The 14,678-nt window shown below is 59.3% G+C and carries 16 protein-coding genes, 1 tRNA gene and 1 pseudogene; 9 read left to right on the top strand and 9 right to left on the bottom strand.

Annotated elements, in window-relative coordinates:
• Nucleotides 1-199: 199 nt before the first annotated feature.
• A pseudogene (locus ACERZ8_RS15090) lies at nt 200-1,745 on the bottom strand (helicase HerA-like domain-containing protein).
• Between the two features lie 195 nt (nt 1,746-1,940).
• Between ACERZ8_RS15090 and ACERZ8_RS15085 the strand changes: the two are divergent.
• Both ACERZ8_RS15085 and ACERZ8_RS15080 read left to right on the top strand, forming a co-directional pair.
• The gene (locus ACERZ8_RS15085; protein ID WP_407592977.1) at nt 1,941-2,087 is read left to right on the top strand and encodes a hypothetical protein; all 147 of its coding nucleotides are present in this window, start codon (nt 1,941-1,943) and stop codon (nt 2,085-2,087) included.
• 82 nt (nt 2,088-2,169) lie between these two features.
• Complete coding sequence (locus ACERZ8_RS15080) at nt 2,170-2,778, top strand: invasion associated locus B family protein (protein ID WP_407592976.1); 609 nt, start codon at nt 2,170-2,172, stop codon at nt 2,776-2,778.
• A 59-nt stretch (nt 2,779-2,837) separates the two neighbouring features.
• Here the strand turns inward: ACERZ8_RS15080 and ACERZ8_RS15075 are convergent, their stop codons facing one another.
• From ACERZ8_RS15075 to ACERZ8_RS15060, 4 genes are read right to left on the bottom strand one after another with little or no spacing between them, the layout of a single operon-like run.
• Nucleotides 2,838-4,046 carry a beta-ketoacyl-[acyl-carrier-protein] synthase family protein gene (locus tag ACERZ8_RS15075; RefSeq protein WP_407592975.1) on the bottom strand — a complete coding sequence of 403 codons (1,209 nt, stop codon included), beginning with the start codon at nt 4,044-4,046 and terminating at the stop codon, nt 2,838-2,840.
• On the bottom strand, nt 4,046-4,306 hold the full coding sequence (locus ACERZ8_RS15070; protein WP_407592974.1) for an acyl carrier protein: 261 nt from the start codon (nt 4,304-4,306) through the stop codon (nt 4,046-4,048). Before ACERZ8_RS15070 ends, ACERZ8_RS15075 begins: the two co-directional genes overlap by 1 nt.
• A 33-nt stretch (nt 4,307-4,339) precedes the next feature.
• On the bottom strand, nt 4,340-5,431 hold the full coding sequence (gene lpxD / locus ACERZ8_RS15065) for a UDP-3-O-(3-hydroxymyristoyl)glucosamine N-acyltransferase (protein ID WP_407592973.1): 1,092 nt from the start codon (nt 5,429-5,431) through the stop codon (nt 4,340-4,342).
• A 37-nt stretch (nt 5,432-5,468) separates the two neighbouring features.
• Complete coding sequence (locus ACERZ8_RS15060) at nt 5,469-7,076, bottom strand: L,D-transpeptidase family protein (protein WP_407592971.1); 1,608 nt, start codon at nt 7,074-7,076, stop codon at nt 5,469-5,471.
• 100 nt (nt 7,077-7,176) lie between these two features.
• On the opposite strand from ACERZ8_RS15060, the gene ACERZ8_RS15055 reads away from it, so the two are divergent.
• The 4 genes from ACERZ8_RS15055 to ACERZ8_RS15040 all read left to right on the top strand — a co-directional run bounded on the left by ACERZ8_RS15055 (nt 7,177) and on the right by ACERZ8_RS15040 (nt 8,973).
• The gene (locus ACERZ8_RS15055; RefSeq protein ID WP_407592970.1) at nt 7,177-7,398 is read left to right on the top strand and encodes a hypothetical protein; all 222 of its coding nucleotides are present in this window, start codon (nt 7,177-7,179) and stop codon (nt 7,396-7,398) included.
• A gap of 1 nt (nt 7,399) precedes the next feature.
• A complete protein-coding gene (locus tag ACERZ8_RS15050) occupies nt 7,400-7,969 on the top strand; it encodes a YcbK family protein (protein ID WP_407592969.1) in 570 nt (189 codons plus the stop codon).
• A gap of 96 nt (nt 7,970-8,065) precedes the next feature.
• Nucleotides 8,066-8,143 (top strand) — tRNA-Arg (locus ACERZ8_RS15045).
• A 416-nt stretch (nt 8,144-8,559) separates the two neighbouring features.
• Nucleotides 8,560-8,973 (top strand): c-type cytochrome, encoded by a 414-nt coding sequence (locus ACERZ8_RS15040; protein WP_407592968.1) that lies wholly within the window; start codon nt 8,560-8,562, stop codon nt 8,971-8,973.
• Nucleotides 8,974-9,064: 91 nt separating this feature from the next.
• On the opposite strand, the gene ACERZ8_RS15035 is transcribed toward ACERZ8_RS15040, so the two are convergent.
• The 4 genes from ACERZ8_RS15035 to ACERZ8_RS15020 all read right to left on the bottom strand — a co-directional run bounded on the left by ACERZ8_RS15035 (nt 9,065) and on the right by ACERZ8_RS15020 (nt 10,916).
• Nucleotides 9,065-9,511: a DUF6691 family protein gene (locus tag ACERZ8_RS15035; protein WP_407592967.1), complete on the bottom strand. Its 447-nt coding sequence runs from the start codon at nt 9,509-9,511 to the stop codon at nt 9,065-9,067.
• 30 nt (nt 9,512-9,541) lie between these two features.
• Nucleotides 9,542-9,946 carry a YeeE/YedE family protein gene (locus ACERZ8_RS15030; protein WP_407592966.1) on the bottom strand — a complete coding sequence of 135 codons (405 nt, stop codon included), beginning with the start codon at nt 9,944-9,946 and terminating at the stop codon, nt 9,542-9,544.
• Nucleotides 9,947-9,949: 3 nt separating this feature from the next.
• Nucleotides 9,950-10,162, bottom strand: a complete 213-nt coding sequence (locus tag ACERZ8_RS15025) for a YgaP family membrane protein (RefSeq protein WP_407592965.1) — start codon at nt 10,160-10,162, stop codon at nt 9,950-9,952.
• Nucleotides 10,163-10,247: 85 nt separating this feature from the next.
• Nucleotides 10,248-10,916, bottom strand: a complete 669-nt coding sequence (locus ACERZ8_RS15020; protein WP_407592964.1) for a Crp/Fnr family transcriptional regulator — start codon at nt 10,914-10,916, stop codon at nt 10,248-10,250.
• A gap of 113 nt (nt 10,917-11,029) precedes the next feature.
• Here ACERZ8_RS15020 and ACERZ8_RS15015 point away from each other — a divergent pair, with 113 nt between their 5' ends.
• The 3 genes from ACERZ8_RS15015 to ACERZ8_RS15005 are packed head-to-tail and all read left to right on the top strand — an operon-like array spanning nt 11,030 to nt 14,676.
• Nucleotides 11,030-11,542: a flavodoxin family protein gene (locus ACERZ8_RS15015; protein ID WP_407592963.1), complete on the top strand. Its 513-nt coding sequence runs from the start codon at nt 11,030-11,032 to the stop codon at nt 11,540-11,542.
• Nucleotides 11,543-11,599: 57 nt separating this feature from the next.
• Entirely contained in the window at nt 11,600-12,307 is a 708-nt protein-coding gene (locus tag ACERZ8_RS15010) for an ABC transporter ATP-binding protein (RefSeq protein WP_407592962.1), read from the top strand.
• Between the two features lie 5 nt (nt 12,308-12,312).
• A complete protein-coding gene (locus ACERZ8_RS15005; protein ID WP_407592961.1) occupies nt 12,313-14,676 on the top strand; it encodes an ABC transporter permease in 2,364 nt (787 codons plus the stop codon).
• Nucleotides 14,677-14,678: the final 2 nt, after the last annotated feature.

Genomic DNA, 14,678 nt, shown 5'->3' with positions numbered 1-14,678 from the left:
AATCACCGCGCCTTGAACACTCTGACCGTGATGACACGCAGCATCCGTCTTTGGGCGCCGTCTGTCCGCGCGAAAGACGCGCGCGCGGCACATCGCACCCGACGACGCCGCGCATGGCATTCGTTAACAATTCCTGAATTCGCCTCTGTAACCCATTGAAAAACCAAGAGGCGCGCCCTGTCCCAGCGTGGGACGCCCCTCAGCGTCCCTTGAACAGCCCGCCCAGAATACCGCGCACCATGCGGCGCCCGGTTGTGCCGGTCAGTTCCTTGACCACCATCTTGGTCATCGCTTCGCCAAAGCTCGGATTGACCCGTTTGGGCCGCGAGGTTGATCGGGTGACGCCCTTGCCCGAATACCGCCGTGCCGCGTTGAATTCACGCAAGGACGGGGTGTCCGCCTCTTCGGCTTCTTCCTCGGCCTTGGCGGCCTCTGCGGCGGCCTTTTCAGCGCGGGTCTTGAGCATCTCGAAGGCCGACACCCGGTCGAGCGTTTTGTCATATTTCCCGGCCATATCGCTTGCAGCGAGGAATTCTGCACGCTCGGCTGTCGTGATAGGACCGAGTTGCGAGGATGGTGGGCGGATCAGCGTGCGCTCTACAATGCCCGGTATCCCTTTTTTCAGCAACATCGACGTCACCGCCTCGCCCACACCCACCTCGCGGATCGCCTCTTCGGTCGAAAAGCGAGGGTTTTCGCGGTAGGTTTCAGCGGCGAGTTTCAACTGCTTGCGGTCCTTGGCCGTAAAGGCCCGCAAGGCGTGCTGGATACGGTTGCCAAGCTGGCCAAGAATATCCTCGGGCACGTCTGACGGGTTCTGGGTGATGAAGTACACCCCCACCCCCTTGGAGCGGATCAGGCGCGCGACCTGTTCGACCTTGTCCACCAGCGCCTTGGGCGCGTCGTCAAACAGAAGGTGCGCCTCGTCAAAGAAAAAAACCAGTTTGGGTTTTTCCGGATCACCCACCTCGGGCAGTTCCTCGAACAGCTCAGACAGCAGCCAGAGCAGGAAAGTGGCATAGAGGCCCGGCGCATTCATCAGCTTGTCAGACGCCAGTATATTGATGCGCCCCTTGCCATTTGCATCCGTGCGCATGAGGTCTGAAAGTTCCAGAGCGGGTTCGCCAAACAGCCCTGCCCCGCCTTGGTTTTCCAAGACCAGCAGACGGCGCTGGATCGCACCAATCGACGCGCCAGAGACGTTTCCATAGCGTAAGGACAGCGATTTGGCGTTCTCGCCGATCCAGACCAGCAGGGCCTGCAGATCCTTGAGGTCCGAGGAGCGGCATGCCTTCCTCATCCGCAAGGCGGAAGGCGATGTTCAGGATGCCTTCCTGCGCCTCGGTCAGCTCAAGCAGGCGCGCCAGCAAAAGCGGGCCCATTTCCGAGACGGTCGTGCGCACCGGGTGGCCCTGATCGCCGAACAGATCCCAGAACGTCACCGGGCAGGCGTGATAGCTGTAATCGGCAAAACCGATCTTTTCGGCCCGGCTGGTGAAGGGGCCGTGCAACTTGTGATCCGGGGTGCCGGACTTGGCGAGGCCGGACAGGTCACCCTTGACGTCGGACAGGAACACAGGGACGCCCGCATTCGAAAACCCTTCGGCCAGAATCTGCAATGTGACCGTCTTGCCGGTGCCCGTGGCCCCGGCGATCAGCCCATGGCGGTTGGCATATCCAAGGGACAGTCCCTGAGCTTCGCCGTAGTCCGGCCCGCCGCCGCCGATAAAGAGTTGTGCGCTCACGTTGTTAACCTTTTGTCCATGGGCTCCATCGGAGGGACCATACAAAGTTAACACTTGGGTGCCATAGTGTTTTTGTTCCCGCCTACTGTCCTCCTGGCGCGGAACACTTCCTCCCTGTCAGACTGGCCGCGCCTTGTGCGCGGCCTTTTTTTGGGCCAAGCGCCGCCTGTCCACAGAAGTGACAAAGAATAGCTGTTGACCAATGCCGACGGCTCTCGTAACGTCCGCGACAATAAGTCGGCCAGTCCGACGGGGAGTAAAAAAACAATCGAAGAAGGGGGCGTTACCGCCTCCTTTTTTGCGTTTTTGGCCATGGTGAAACCGGACCATGCCAAGCTGTGATCAAAACTTTGCGCTTTGCCCCTGACACCGCCGTTCCGGCGTGCTAGCAACCGCCTTGATACGCAACTGAACCGGAACAAACATGCGCACTTTTTTGATTGCAGTGACCACGGCATGTCTTTTGCCTGCCGCCCTTCTGGCACAAGAGACAGAGACCGAAACACCCGAATCCGAAACGCCCGCACCCAGCATCGAAGACCAGCTGAGCCTTGGCGAAGACGCAAGCGCGCCCCAGGTGGGCCAGACCTATACCGCCGAAACCAACGGCGACTGGGCTGTGCGCTGCATCAAGGCCGAAGAGGGTGTGGAAGAACCATGCCAGATGTACCAGCTTATGTCTGACAGCGAGGGCACGCCTGTCGCCGAAATCTCGATCTTCCGTCTGCCCGAAGGTGGGCGCGCGGTGGCCGGGGCCACGATTGTCGTGCCGCTCGAAACCTCCCTGCCCCAGCAGTTGACCATGCAGGTCGACAGCAACGCGGCCCGCCGCTATCCGTTTTCGTTCTGCAACACGATCGGCTGCTATTCCCGTGTCGGCCTTGTTGCCGAGGAAATTGCAGCCTTCCGTGCAGGCAATGCCGCGACCCTGACCATCGTGCCCGCACTGGCACCCGATCAGAAGGTCGAGTTGACCATGTCGCTGTCGGGCTTCACGGCGAGCTACAACAAGACAACGATCAACGCCAACTGATCCCGATCACTGATTTTTCTGAGTAATGCCAAACCGCCCCGCACAAAGGGGCGGTTTTTTCATACCTTGCGCAGCGCCAGCACCGCGTTCATCCCCCCGAACGCAAAGGCGTTGGACAAGGCGACCTGCACGTCCGCCTCGCGCGCCTCGTTCGGGACCACGTCAAGTGCGCATTCGGGATCAGGTTCTTCGTAACCGATGGTGGGTGCGACAACCCCGTCGCGCAGCGCCATGATGCAGGCCAGCAATTCGACGGCCCCGGTCCCGCCGATCAGGTGACCGTGCATCGATTTGGTGGAGGAGATCATCAGCTTGTCCGCGTGCGGGCCGAACACATCGGCCACGGCCGCGCATTCCGTCTTGTCATTGGCCGCCGTGCCGGTGCCGTGGGCGTTGATATAGCCGACCTGCTCGCCATTTATCTTTGCATCCGCAAGCGCGCCTGCCATCGCCCGTGCGGCCCCGTTTTTGGATGGCATGACGATGTCGCTGGCGTCCGAGGACATGGCAAAGCCGATCACTTCACACAGGATGTCCGCACCCCGCCTGCGTGCGTGTTCGTATTCTTCAAAGACAAAGACACCCGCACCCTCGCCCTGCACCATACCGTTGCGGTTGGCCGAGAACGGGCGGCATACGTCCTTGGACATCACGCGCAAGCCTTCCCACGCTTTGACGCCGCCAAAACAGAGCATGGATTCCGACCCGCCGGTGACCATCGCCGGGGCCATCCCCGTCCGCACCATCTGGAATGCCTGCGCCATGGCGTGGTTGGACGAAGCACAGGCCGTCGAAACCGTGAAAGACGGGCCCTTAAGGTTATGCTCCATACTCACATGAGAGGCAGCGGCGTTGTTCATCAGCTTGGGCACAACAAAGGGATGAACACGGTTCTTGCCCTCTTCATAGACGGAGCGGTAATTGGCATCCCACGTGCTGACCCCACCCCCGGCGGTGCCGAGGACAACGCCGGATTTGGCCGCCAGATCGCCGGAAAAGGTCAGACCCGCCTGATCAATCGCCTCTTTCGCAGCGGCCAGTGTGAACTGGGTAAAGCGGTCATAAAGGCTCATCTGCTGGCGGTTGTAGCGCCCGTCGGCCTCAAACCCGCGCACCTGGCCGCCGATCTGGATGGACAGACGTTCAACGTCCTGAAAATCCAGCGCGCCGATCCCGCAACGGCCCTCGCGCATGGCCTCAAGCGTGTCAGGCACATCGTGACCCAGCGCGTTGACCGTGCCAGCCCCGGTGATGACAACGCGGTGCATCAGGCCTTCTGTTCCGCGATCAGCTTTTGAATGCCCGCGATGATCGAGGCGACGTTGGAGATATCAAAGTCGCTTTCGGAGGGATCATTGGCGTTGAAGGGGACCGAGATGTCGAACTCTTCCTCGATGGCAAAAATGCTTTCCACAAGGCCAAGGGAATCGATGCCCAGGTCTTCAAGCGTGCTGTCCAGCGTAACATCGCCCGGTTCCAGAACGGCCTGTTCGGCGATGATTTCGATGACCTTGTCCTGAACGCTCATGGTTTCACCTTTTTCGCGCAACGTGGCGTTGATTTAGTCACTGGAACCCGGCTTGAAAACCGCTTTCTTCAACGCGGCGATGTCGGCCACGTAGCGCGGCAAACGCCGCAGCGCCTTGTAGCTGTTGATCTGGGTTTTCATTTCGGTCGCGGGATAGCCCAGCATCACCTTGCCCGCAGCGACAGAGGACAGCACGACGCTGGCGGCACCCACCACGACCCGGTCACCGATGATCAGGTTGTCCGCAATGCCCACCTGTCCGCCGAGCACCACGAAGTTGCCGATCACGGAGGACCCGGCAACGCCTGCCTGCGCACAGACCAGAACGTCCTCGCCAATCGTTACGTTGTGTCCGATCTGCACAAGGTTATCGATCTTGGTGCGGTCCCCGATCCGCGTCGCGCGGATGGTGCCGTTGTCGATGGTCGAATTTGCACCAACCTCGACGTCATCCCCGATCTCGGCCCCGCCAAGGCTTGCGATCCGTGCCCAGCTTTGGTCTTGGGTTTCGCCCTGATCGCCAAGGCTTTCGCGGGCCGCCTCGACCCCGCTTTTTTCCGGCGTGACAAAGGAAAATCCGTCACCGCCGATGCGCGCACCGGGTTGGGCATTAAAGCGGGCCCCGATCCGGATACCCGCGCCAATGCTGACCTGTTCGCGCAGATAGGCCCCCTCGCCCAGGGTCGCCTTCCACCCGACGAAACACATCGGGCCGATCGTCGATCCCGCACCGACATGTGCCCCGGGGCCGATGACGGTGCCGGGCCCGATACTGACGTCAGAAGCGATCTGTGCTGTCGGATCGATGCTGGCGCTTGGGTGGATGCCAGCCCCGAACCCCTGTCCGGGATCCATCATCGTGGTCAGATGCGACATCGCATAGCGCGGGCGTTGCGGCAGGATCGCGGCCCTCAGCCCAAGTGCTTGCCAGTCGGCACCGGCCCAAAGCATCGCAGCCTTTGCATCCCCAGCACTGAGCGCTTCGGCGTATTTGGCGGTGCTTGCCATCGCCAGATCGCCGGACTGCGCCGACGCGGGCTCGGCCAGTGCGGAAATCACAAGCGTGGTGTCACCGACTGCCTCCGCGCCAATGGCGGCGGCAATCTCTGCAACGGTGTAGCGCATGAAAATCCCCCGGCCGCAAAAGCTGTCGGGCGAAGGCTTATCCCTGAACGGCGCGCAGGGCCACCCCTGCCTTGGACAAGGCGTTCCAGATTTGCGCGTCGCGGCCATAGATGTCGCGGCGATACTGGGTGTGACCCTTGGGCGTGGTGAACGCGGTGCGGTAGATGATGTGCACCGGCACCGGGCTTTTCAGATCCACGCGGGTTTCTCGGCCCGTGGCCAGCACCGATTTGAAATACCCTTCGGGATCGCCGGTCTGCTTGGCCAGCAGCGCATAGGCAAAGTCGAAAGGATCTGCCAGCCGCACACAGCCGTGGCTGTAGGCCCGCGATTCACGTCCAAAAAGGTTCTTGGCGGGCGTGTCATGCAGATAGATGTTGTAGGGATTGGGGAACATGAACTTGACGAGGCCAAGCGCGTTGCCTTTGCTCGGCGGCTGACGCATCGCATAGGGAAAGGATTTTTCCGTGTACTGGGCAAAATTCGCCGCCGCCCGGTTCACCTTACGCCCGCGGCTGTCTGTGATTTCGATATGGCGCACTGCATTGGGATTGCGCTTGAGCGCGGGCAGGTATTCACCCACCACGATCGAGCGCGGCACATACCAGCTTGGGTTCACGACCATGAATTCCATCACATCCGAGAATTCGACTGTCGGGCGGTCTTCCTTGTTGGCCCCCACAACCGAGCGGGTCGAAAAGGTCACTTTGCCGTTGTCCACGATCTTGGCCGTAAAGTCGGGGATGTTGACGAGCACATGGCGCTTGCCGCGTTCCTGGTTGACCCAGCGCTCACGCTCCATCGCAACGATGATGGATTGCAAACGATCCTGAACGCCCTTGTTCAGCTCTTTCATGGTGCCCGCACCTGCAACGCCGTCAGCGGCGAGGCCATTGGCCAACTGGAACTGTTGTACCGCCGACTGAACGGCCGCGTCATAGGTCTGCGTGTTGGTCCGCTTGAGGAATCCCATCGCGATCAGACGATTGCGCATCGCCACGACAGCAGCCCCCGACTGTCCCGGCTTCAGAGAGTTGGCAGGCACTTTCGCACCCCATCCGCCCTTTGCCAGCAGCCGCTCCATCCGCAGCTTTTCTTTCATCAGGGCGTTGTATTCCGTGGTTTTGGGCGCCAGTGCCTTGAAGAATCCATTGGGCGAGGATTTCGAAAAGTTGACGAGGTAGGACGTGCGATCCCGGTACGGGACCTGACGGACGATGGCACGGTTCACACGGCTGGGCACCAGCACACCGGTTTGCAGATCGCGCGAGTATTGCAGGAAGGTGCGGCTGATTTCGACCTCGACCAGACCCCGGTCGCGTTCGGTTTTGGCTGCTTTCATTTTGGCCTGTAGCCCGCCCGCATCATAGCGCGCAGTCGGCAAGCCGTGATTTCCAGCCTTGGACAGGGCCGAAAACAAAGCGTTGCGCCGTTGACGTTCGCGCCCCGACCGACCGGTCCACAGGCTCTTGTAGCCGTTGGCCTTGTAGAAGGCGGCGATATCCGCATCACGCGCCGCCGCTTCGGCCACGGCCTGTTTGAACGCAGTGACCTGCGCCTGCGCACTCTGAGGCAATCCCGCAAATATCATGCCCAACGCAAGGCTCAGCACAAACATCCATCGACGGGAAAAAGCAGCAGTCATATCGCACCTCGAAATCACTTTGAAAGTTGGCGTCGCTTATCCCAAACCACGCGGGCAACTGTCCAATCACATATGGGTTTTCCGCACAATCTAACCCGCCATGATGCGCCATTGCATCGGTCAGGTGCGCTCTGACCACAATGATCAGAATTTGCGCAAATTCCCGCCAAAATGGCTTGCGAAGAATTTGCACGGAAATTCAGAGCTTGGTAAACAGATCGAGCTATGTCATAAACCAATGGCATCTGGGGATGAGATGAAAAAAACGGCCCGTGTAACATCATGGGCGGCAGGCAAGCAGGCGTACGGGACGGCGCAGTGATATGACAAATACAAACTCTTCGGGCATGACCCGCCGGGCCGTGCTTGGCGCATTCGCAGCAACCACCATCACAGCAGCACCGACATTTTCGAAGGCGGCAGGATTTCTGCGCGGATCGGGCGACATTCGCCGTTTGCGCATGTATTCGGGCCGCACCGGTGAGCGGATCGACATGATCTACTGGATCGAGGGCGATTACATCAAGGACGCGGTGAAGGAAGTGAATCACTTCATGCGAGACTGGCGCACCAATCAGGTGATCTCGATGGATTTGCGCAATATCGACATCATGGCCGCTGCTCATAACCTGCTGGATGTGAACGAACCCTACATGCTTCTGTCGGGCTATCGCAGCCCGCAAACCAACGCCATGCTGCGCTCGCGCAGCCGTGGTGTGGCCAAGAATTCCCTGCACATGAAAGGTCAGGCCGCCGATCTGCGCCTGTCCACCCGTTCAGTCGGCCAGATGGCCCGCGCGGCGGCTGCCTGCCGTGGTGGCGGTGTCGGCAAGTACTCCGGCTCCAATTTCGTGCATATGGACTGTGGCGTCGTGCGTACCTGGGGCGGCTAAGGCCGTCGACCACATCCCGACCTTGGCCCGCAACAATTCCCTTTCGGTGTTTTATCAATTGCGGTGGTACAAGCCGCTGGCTATACGACCCCTACTGGACCCTTAGCTCAGCTGGATAGAGCGCTGCCCTCCGAAGGCAGAGGCCAGAGGTTCGAGATCCTCTAGGGTCCGCCATTTCACTATTTTGACGCTTTGAAACGATGGCCTTAGGCGGCTACTTTACGTTTGTCGATGTCGTTGAAGGATCTCTCACATGGCCCTTCTTTCTCCCGGTTGTCCCAGTACTCATTCGCATGAGGTCGCGGAAATGAGTTTGACTGTAAAATCATCGGTCTTGGCACTGATCTGCAGACTTAGGCTGAGAAACAGTGCTTTGATCCACGATGTATCGACTGAGACTGTTGGTGGCACTTTACGTTTCGGCCCGGGTAATCGACATCTGTCCAGACAACGCTTTGGTTTTATTTCGTTTTTCGCATTGATGCACGTCAATCACTGCATGTTCCATCTGTGCGAACTTGCCGTCAGAAGCAAACAACGTTGTCAGCAGATGAAAATCAACCTGACCCACATACCGAGGAGAGCCAGATATGACGTTCCGCCTTTTGCTCAGCTTATCTATTTGCGCGGGCGGCCTCACAGCGTGCAATGAGGCGAGCGATGACAAGAGCCGAAGTGTGGATCGTGGGCAGTTTGTCTATGCCAAGGAATGTGCGGCATGTCATGGTGCGGTTGGCGAAGGCGCCGGGAGCGCCTCCCTTGGCTTGGGCGTTGCGGCGCCGGATCTGACGGGCTTGCGACAACGCAACGACGGACAATTTCCAAGGGAATTTGTGCGCAGGTTTGTGATGGGTGTTTTGGAAAAAGATGACCCGGATGCCGCCATGCCGGACTTTGCCCGCGTCGGTCTTCGACATGTTTATCCCGAGGGTGGCGCGGATGGCGAGGTTTTGGAAACCGACTTCGAGGCGCTGCTGGATTACCTTGAAGCGATCCAGAGGTAGCGCATCGGACGCTCAGACATCCGCACTGATGACGCGGGCAAGTTATCCGCCACGCCCCAATCCTTGTCCACGTGCAGCGTGTGGCCTGCGCTCACGTCGCAGGTTCTTCCGAATGCCGACGCGCGGCCAGACGCTCCAACACAAACCGGGTTCCAAGCACGCCCGCCACCAAAGCAGCGACAAAGGTGATCACGTCACTGTTCAGCGTCCCCAAGGCGGGCAAAGCGCCGCCGGGACAGAAACCGGCAATGCCCCACCCGACACCGAAAATGGCTGCCCCGCCAATCAGGCGCATGTCGAGCTTGCGGTTTGACGGTATGTCGAACGCGGCCTCAAAGACGGGTGCAGGACGACGCAGAACCAATCGATAGCCCAGGAACGTGGTTATGACCGCCCCGCCCATCACAAAGGCAAGGCTGGGATCCCACGTGCCCGCGATGTCAAAGAAGTTGATCACTTTCGCCGGGTTGGCCATGCCGGACAGCACGATCCCGGTGCCAAACACCACGCCAATCACAAACGTAAGCACTGTGCGCATGTTCTACACTCCCCAGATATGGCGCACGGCCTAGACCGTGAGCGCGGTGGTCAGCATGAATGTTCCGGTCGCAGCGAATGAACGTGGCGACAGACGCGCCATGCCGCAAACGCCGTGCCCGGATGTGCAGCCACTGCCCAGAGTCACGCCGATACCAACCAGAACGCCGCCGAATATCAGGAGGGGTGTCGATGCAGGCACGGTGATCGTGGGCAGAACGCCCGCCGCCATAAAATAGACCCACGGCCCCAGAAACATGCCAAGCAACAGCGCCATCCGCCATGTCCAGTCATAGCGGCTGGCAGGCAGAAGCGCGCCTGCAAGGATGCCCGTAGCCCCCAGAATGCGGCCGCGCAGCAACATCAAACCAACGGCCGCAAGACCGATGAGAACCCCGCCAGCAAGTGACGCGACAGGAGTGAACTCAGTGACCATGGATCAAAGCCTGCACGTGGAAAGCCCGAGTACACGATAGAGTGGGCAAAACCGGAAAAGCGCCGTGAGGACGAGAACCAGACCGACGCCCATACTGCCATAAGCCAGCACCGGGCTGGACCAGATGGCAGGCATGTTCAGCAAAGGTGCAACGATCAGCACCAGCCCCAAGATGGCCCTCAACAGGCGGTCGGGGGTTCCTACATTGGCAGTCATTTGCTTTCCTTTCATGCTTGATGTGGTTGGAATGTCAGATCAGGAACGGGACGTCGGTGATTAAGTCACATTGGACAGGAACGCGTCAGGGGGATTGAGCCAGACGCGTGATCGCAGCGGCATCGCGCAAATTGATCTCGCCTCTGCTCAGAGTCAGCCAGCCGCGCCGCTCGAACTCTTTCAACTGCCGCGAGATCACTTCGCGCGCCGTGCCAAGCTCAACCGCAAGCTGCTGGTGGGTCAGGTGCAGGGTGCTGTCAGTGCCACTCAGCGCGATCAACTTTTGCGCCACGCGGATGTCCATGCGTTTGAACGCAATCTCCTCAATCACAAGGAAAAGCTCGGTGATGCGTTTGGAATAGGCCTCGAACACAAAGGCGCGGAAGGCCTTGGACGAACCCATCATCTCATCAAACGCATCGCGCGGGATCAATACGGCCTCGACATCCGTTTCGGCGATCCCTTCGGCCGAATAATCCTCGAACGCCAGAAGGCAGGCAGTTGTCAGAACGCAACTTTCGCCCGCGTGCACCCGGTAAAGAACGATCTCGCGCCCGGCCTCTGAAAGCTGTTGAACGCGCACCGTTCCCGACACCAGCAACAGCAGGTTTTCAGCGGGTTTGCCGGGGCCGAAAATCACGCTGTTCTTGTTCACGTGAACGGAATGCGCCCGCTTGTCCAGCAGTTCGGACACCGTCGGAGAAAGACCGGACAAGCCGGGAAACTGTTCTCTCCATGAGGTCATCACTGGCATGATCGCTTCCTTTTTTGTGACCCTACAATGCAGGCGCGGCGGGGCATTGATCTTTGTCAACGTCCGCTCTGCACATTGCGTCAAAACAAGGGCGTTGCAGAGAGGGGTTTCACATGGAAGTCAAAACGTCGCGCACTGGCATCGTCTTTTATTCACGGTCGGGACATTCAAAGCGTCTGGCCGAGCGGTTGCGTGAGGTCCTGGATGGTGAATTGCAGGAAATTCAAGCACCCGCTTATAGCCGACCTATTTGGGGATTTGCGCGCGCCGGGTTTGACAGCCTCCGACAACGCGACATGCCGGGGTCACACCCTCTGCCAGAAGTGGCAGGCTATGATCGTCTTATACTTTGTGGTCCGGTCTGGACATCGTATCCCGCGACGCCATTGCGGACTTACTTGCGTGCTGGTCTGCCTTTGCCTCAAACTGTCGGGCTTTTCCTGACCAGCGCTGATCATTCGCCCGCACAAAAGGCCTTTGATGTTGCCGAAAAGGATTTGGGGCGTTCGTTTACGGCCGTCCAGTCCTTGTCGAACGCAGATGAGGGCACCGGCAAAGAAGACGATGCAATTGCCGCCTTTGTGAGCGATCTGGAGCGTGCGGAATTAATGGCCCAGTCCAATTGAGATCGATCAATCCCGGCCCTCTTCCCATCAGTAGATTTGCGCCGACAGGAGCGTGCATTGCCCGAGATCGTATTCAAAACCCAAGGGATCACGAAAGTCTATGAAACCGGCGAGGTGAAGGTGTTTGCCCTTGCCGGGGTGGATCTGGAGTTGTTCGAGGGGGAACTGACTGTCCTGCTTGGCCCATCGGGCAGCGGGAAATCGACCTTGCTCAACATCCTTGGTGGCCTTGATCACGCAACAGATGGTCGTGTCTGGTTCAAAAAGACAGAACTGACAGACATGTCGGATCGCGGTCTGACCCGGTATCGGCGCGATCACGTCGGGTTTGTGTTTCAATTCTACAATCTGGTGCCCAGTCTGACAGCGCGCGAGAATGTGCAACTTGTGACCGACGTTGCACCCGACCCGATGCCAGCCACCGAAGCACTGTCTTTGGTGGGATTGAAAAACCGGATGGATCATTTCCCGTCCGAGATGTCGGGCGGAGAGCAACAGCGCGTCGCGATTGCCCGCGCGATCGCCAAACGCCCGCAGATCCTGTTGTGTGACGAACCAACGGGCGCGCTCGACAGCACCACGGGCGTGCAGGTTCTCGAAGTATTGCGCGACATCAACGAACGGTTCGGCACGACCACCGTGGTCATCACCCACAATGCCGAGATTCAGCGCATGGCCCATCGCGTGATCTTTTTTCAGGACGGAAAGATCAACGAAGTGCGCGTGAACGAGCAACGCCTTGCCCCATCCGAAATTGTGTGGTGACGCATATGCAGGCCATTGACAGAAAGCTGTTGCGAGACTTCCAGCGCCTGTGGTTGCAAGCCGTCGCAATCGCCCTTGTTCTGGCCTGCGGGGTTGCCGTCCTGCTCACATCCGTCGGCATGTACAAGGCACTGTCCGAGACACAGGACGCCTATTACGAGCGCAACAGGTTTGCAGACGTGTTTGCCCAGACAAACCGCGCGCCCGTCTCGCTGCTCCCTGAAATTGCGCGCATCGACGGCGTGCTGAGTATCGAGGCCCGTATTACGGGCGCCGCCATTCTCGACATTCCCGGCCGTACACGGACGGCCGTGGGTCACATTCTGTCCTATCCTGAAACCGCAGATCCTGTCCTGAACGTCCCCCTGCTTGTGTCAGGCCGGTTTCCGGACCCCGAGGACACGGACGAAGTTGTCGTGAATGCCCCCTTTGCCGAAGCCAACGGTTTTGACCTGGGCGACAGCTTTAGCGCCAATCTCAGGGGTCGAAAGCGGCAGTTGGTCGTTGTGGGCACAGTCCTGTCGCCCGAATTTGTCTATACGATCGGGCCCGGTGCCTTGATGCCAGACAATGCGGGTTTTGGGATCATCTGGATGTCGACCCGTGCTGCCGCGGCCGCCTTTGACATGACCGGCGCATTCAATGACATCTCCCTCGCGCTTGCGACTGGAACACGAGCCGAACCGGCCATCGAAAGGCTCGATACCTTGCTGGAACCGTATGGTGGCCTCGGTGCCTATGATCGCGCAGATCAGACATCGCATGCGTTTCTGGACGCCCAGTTGAACGAACTCAAGGGCATGGCGATGGTATTGCCGCCGATCTTTTTCGGCATTGCCGGGTTTCTGGTCAGCATGGTGATGAGCCGGATCGTCGCGCTGGAGCGCAGCGAGATCGGTCTGCTCAAGGCCATTGGCTATTCGAACACGGAAATCTGTCTGCACTACCTGATGCTGGCGGGGCTGATCGCGGTGGTTGGCGTTGCCGTGGGCTGGATCGCGGGCACCTTCCTCGCCAATGCCCTTGCACGGCAATACGCCGAATTTTTCGATTTTCCCTATGTGATATTCCGCGTGTCCTACTGGGTCTATGCGGCGGCGGGTCTGGCCGGTCTGGCAACAACCAGCCTAGGCGCGTTGCAGGCCGCTTTGAAGGCCGCCAACCTTGCACCCGCCATCGCGATGCAGCCCCCTGCCCCGCCGCGTTTCAAACACTCGCTGATTGACGAGATGATGGCACGTTTGCGTCTGACGCAGTCCACTGTGATGATCCTGCGGTCTTTGCTGCGCTGGCCATTGCGCAGTCTGCTCACGTCGCTTGGTCTGGCCTTGGCCGTGGCCTCGGTCATTGCGGCGACATTCATCAACGATGCCCTTGATGAGATCGTCGATCTTGCGTTTCACCAGACAAATCGACAGGACGCGATGCTGTTGTTTGCCGAGGATGTTCCCGAAGCAGCACTCGAAGATGCGCGCAATCTGCCGGGAGTGCTGCAGGCGGAAAGCCAACAGTATCAGGCGGCCATCCTGCGCCGTGGTCATCTGAGCAAGCGTGTGGCGGTCGAGGCGCGACGCCCAGGCAATGATCTGAGCCGCGTTCTTGATGCAGACCGGCAGGTCTTGAATGTCCCGCCCGGCGGGATTGTCCTGTCTGAACGGCTGGCAGATCACCTTGATGTGCTGCCCAGCGACAGCATCGAGGTTGAATTCCTCACGGGTCGGCGCGAGACGATTGAGGTACGCGTATCGCAGGTGGTCGAGCAGTATTTTGGCCTCGGTGCCTACATGGATTTTGAGTTCATGAATGCACTTTTTCGTCAGGCGCCACGGATCTCGACGGTGAACGTCACGCTGGACAGTCAACAGACCGGCGCACTGCATGCTGCAATCAAGGCTGTTCCGGAAGTGTCCGGTATCATCGAAATGAACGAAAACCTGCGTTCGTTTCAGGACACGGTTGAACAAAACGTCGTCGTGATGAACTCGATTTACATAACCGTCGCCGTGCTCATCACCATCGGTGTCACCTACAACGCCGCCCGCATCCAACTGTCCGAACGCGCGCGCGAGCTGGCGAGCCTGCGCATCCTTGGCTTTGGGCGGGGCGAGGTTTCATACATCCTGATGGGTGAAATGATGTTGCTTGCCCTGATCGCGCAGCCCTTTGGCTGGCTTATCGGAACCGGGATCGCACAGTTGATGACCCAGGCATTCACCAGCGATCTCTACGCCATACCGCTGGTGCTGCGACCCGCAACATTCACAACTGCAACCATCATCGTGCTGAGCGCAGCGTTGGCATCGGTCTTGATCGTGCGACGGCGGCTGGACCGGCTGGACCTTGTGTCCGTCATGAAAACAAGGGAGTGACC

This window comes from Tateyamaria armeniaca, from assembly GCF_045797845.1.
In the GTDB taxonomy this organism is placed as follows: Bacteria; Pseudomonadota; Alphaproteobacteria; order Rhodobacterales; family Rhodobacteraceae; genus Tateyamaria; species Tateyamaria armeniaca.
Note: the sequence above shows the minus strand (reverse complement) of the source record. Positions and strands in the feature narration are given on the sequence as shown.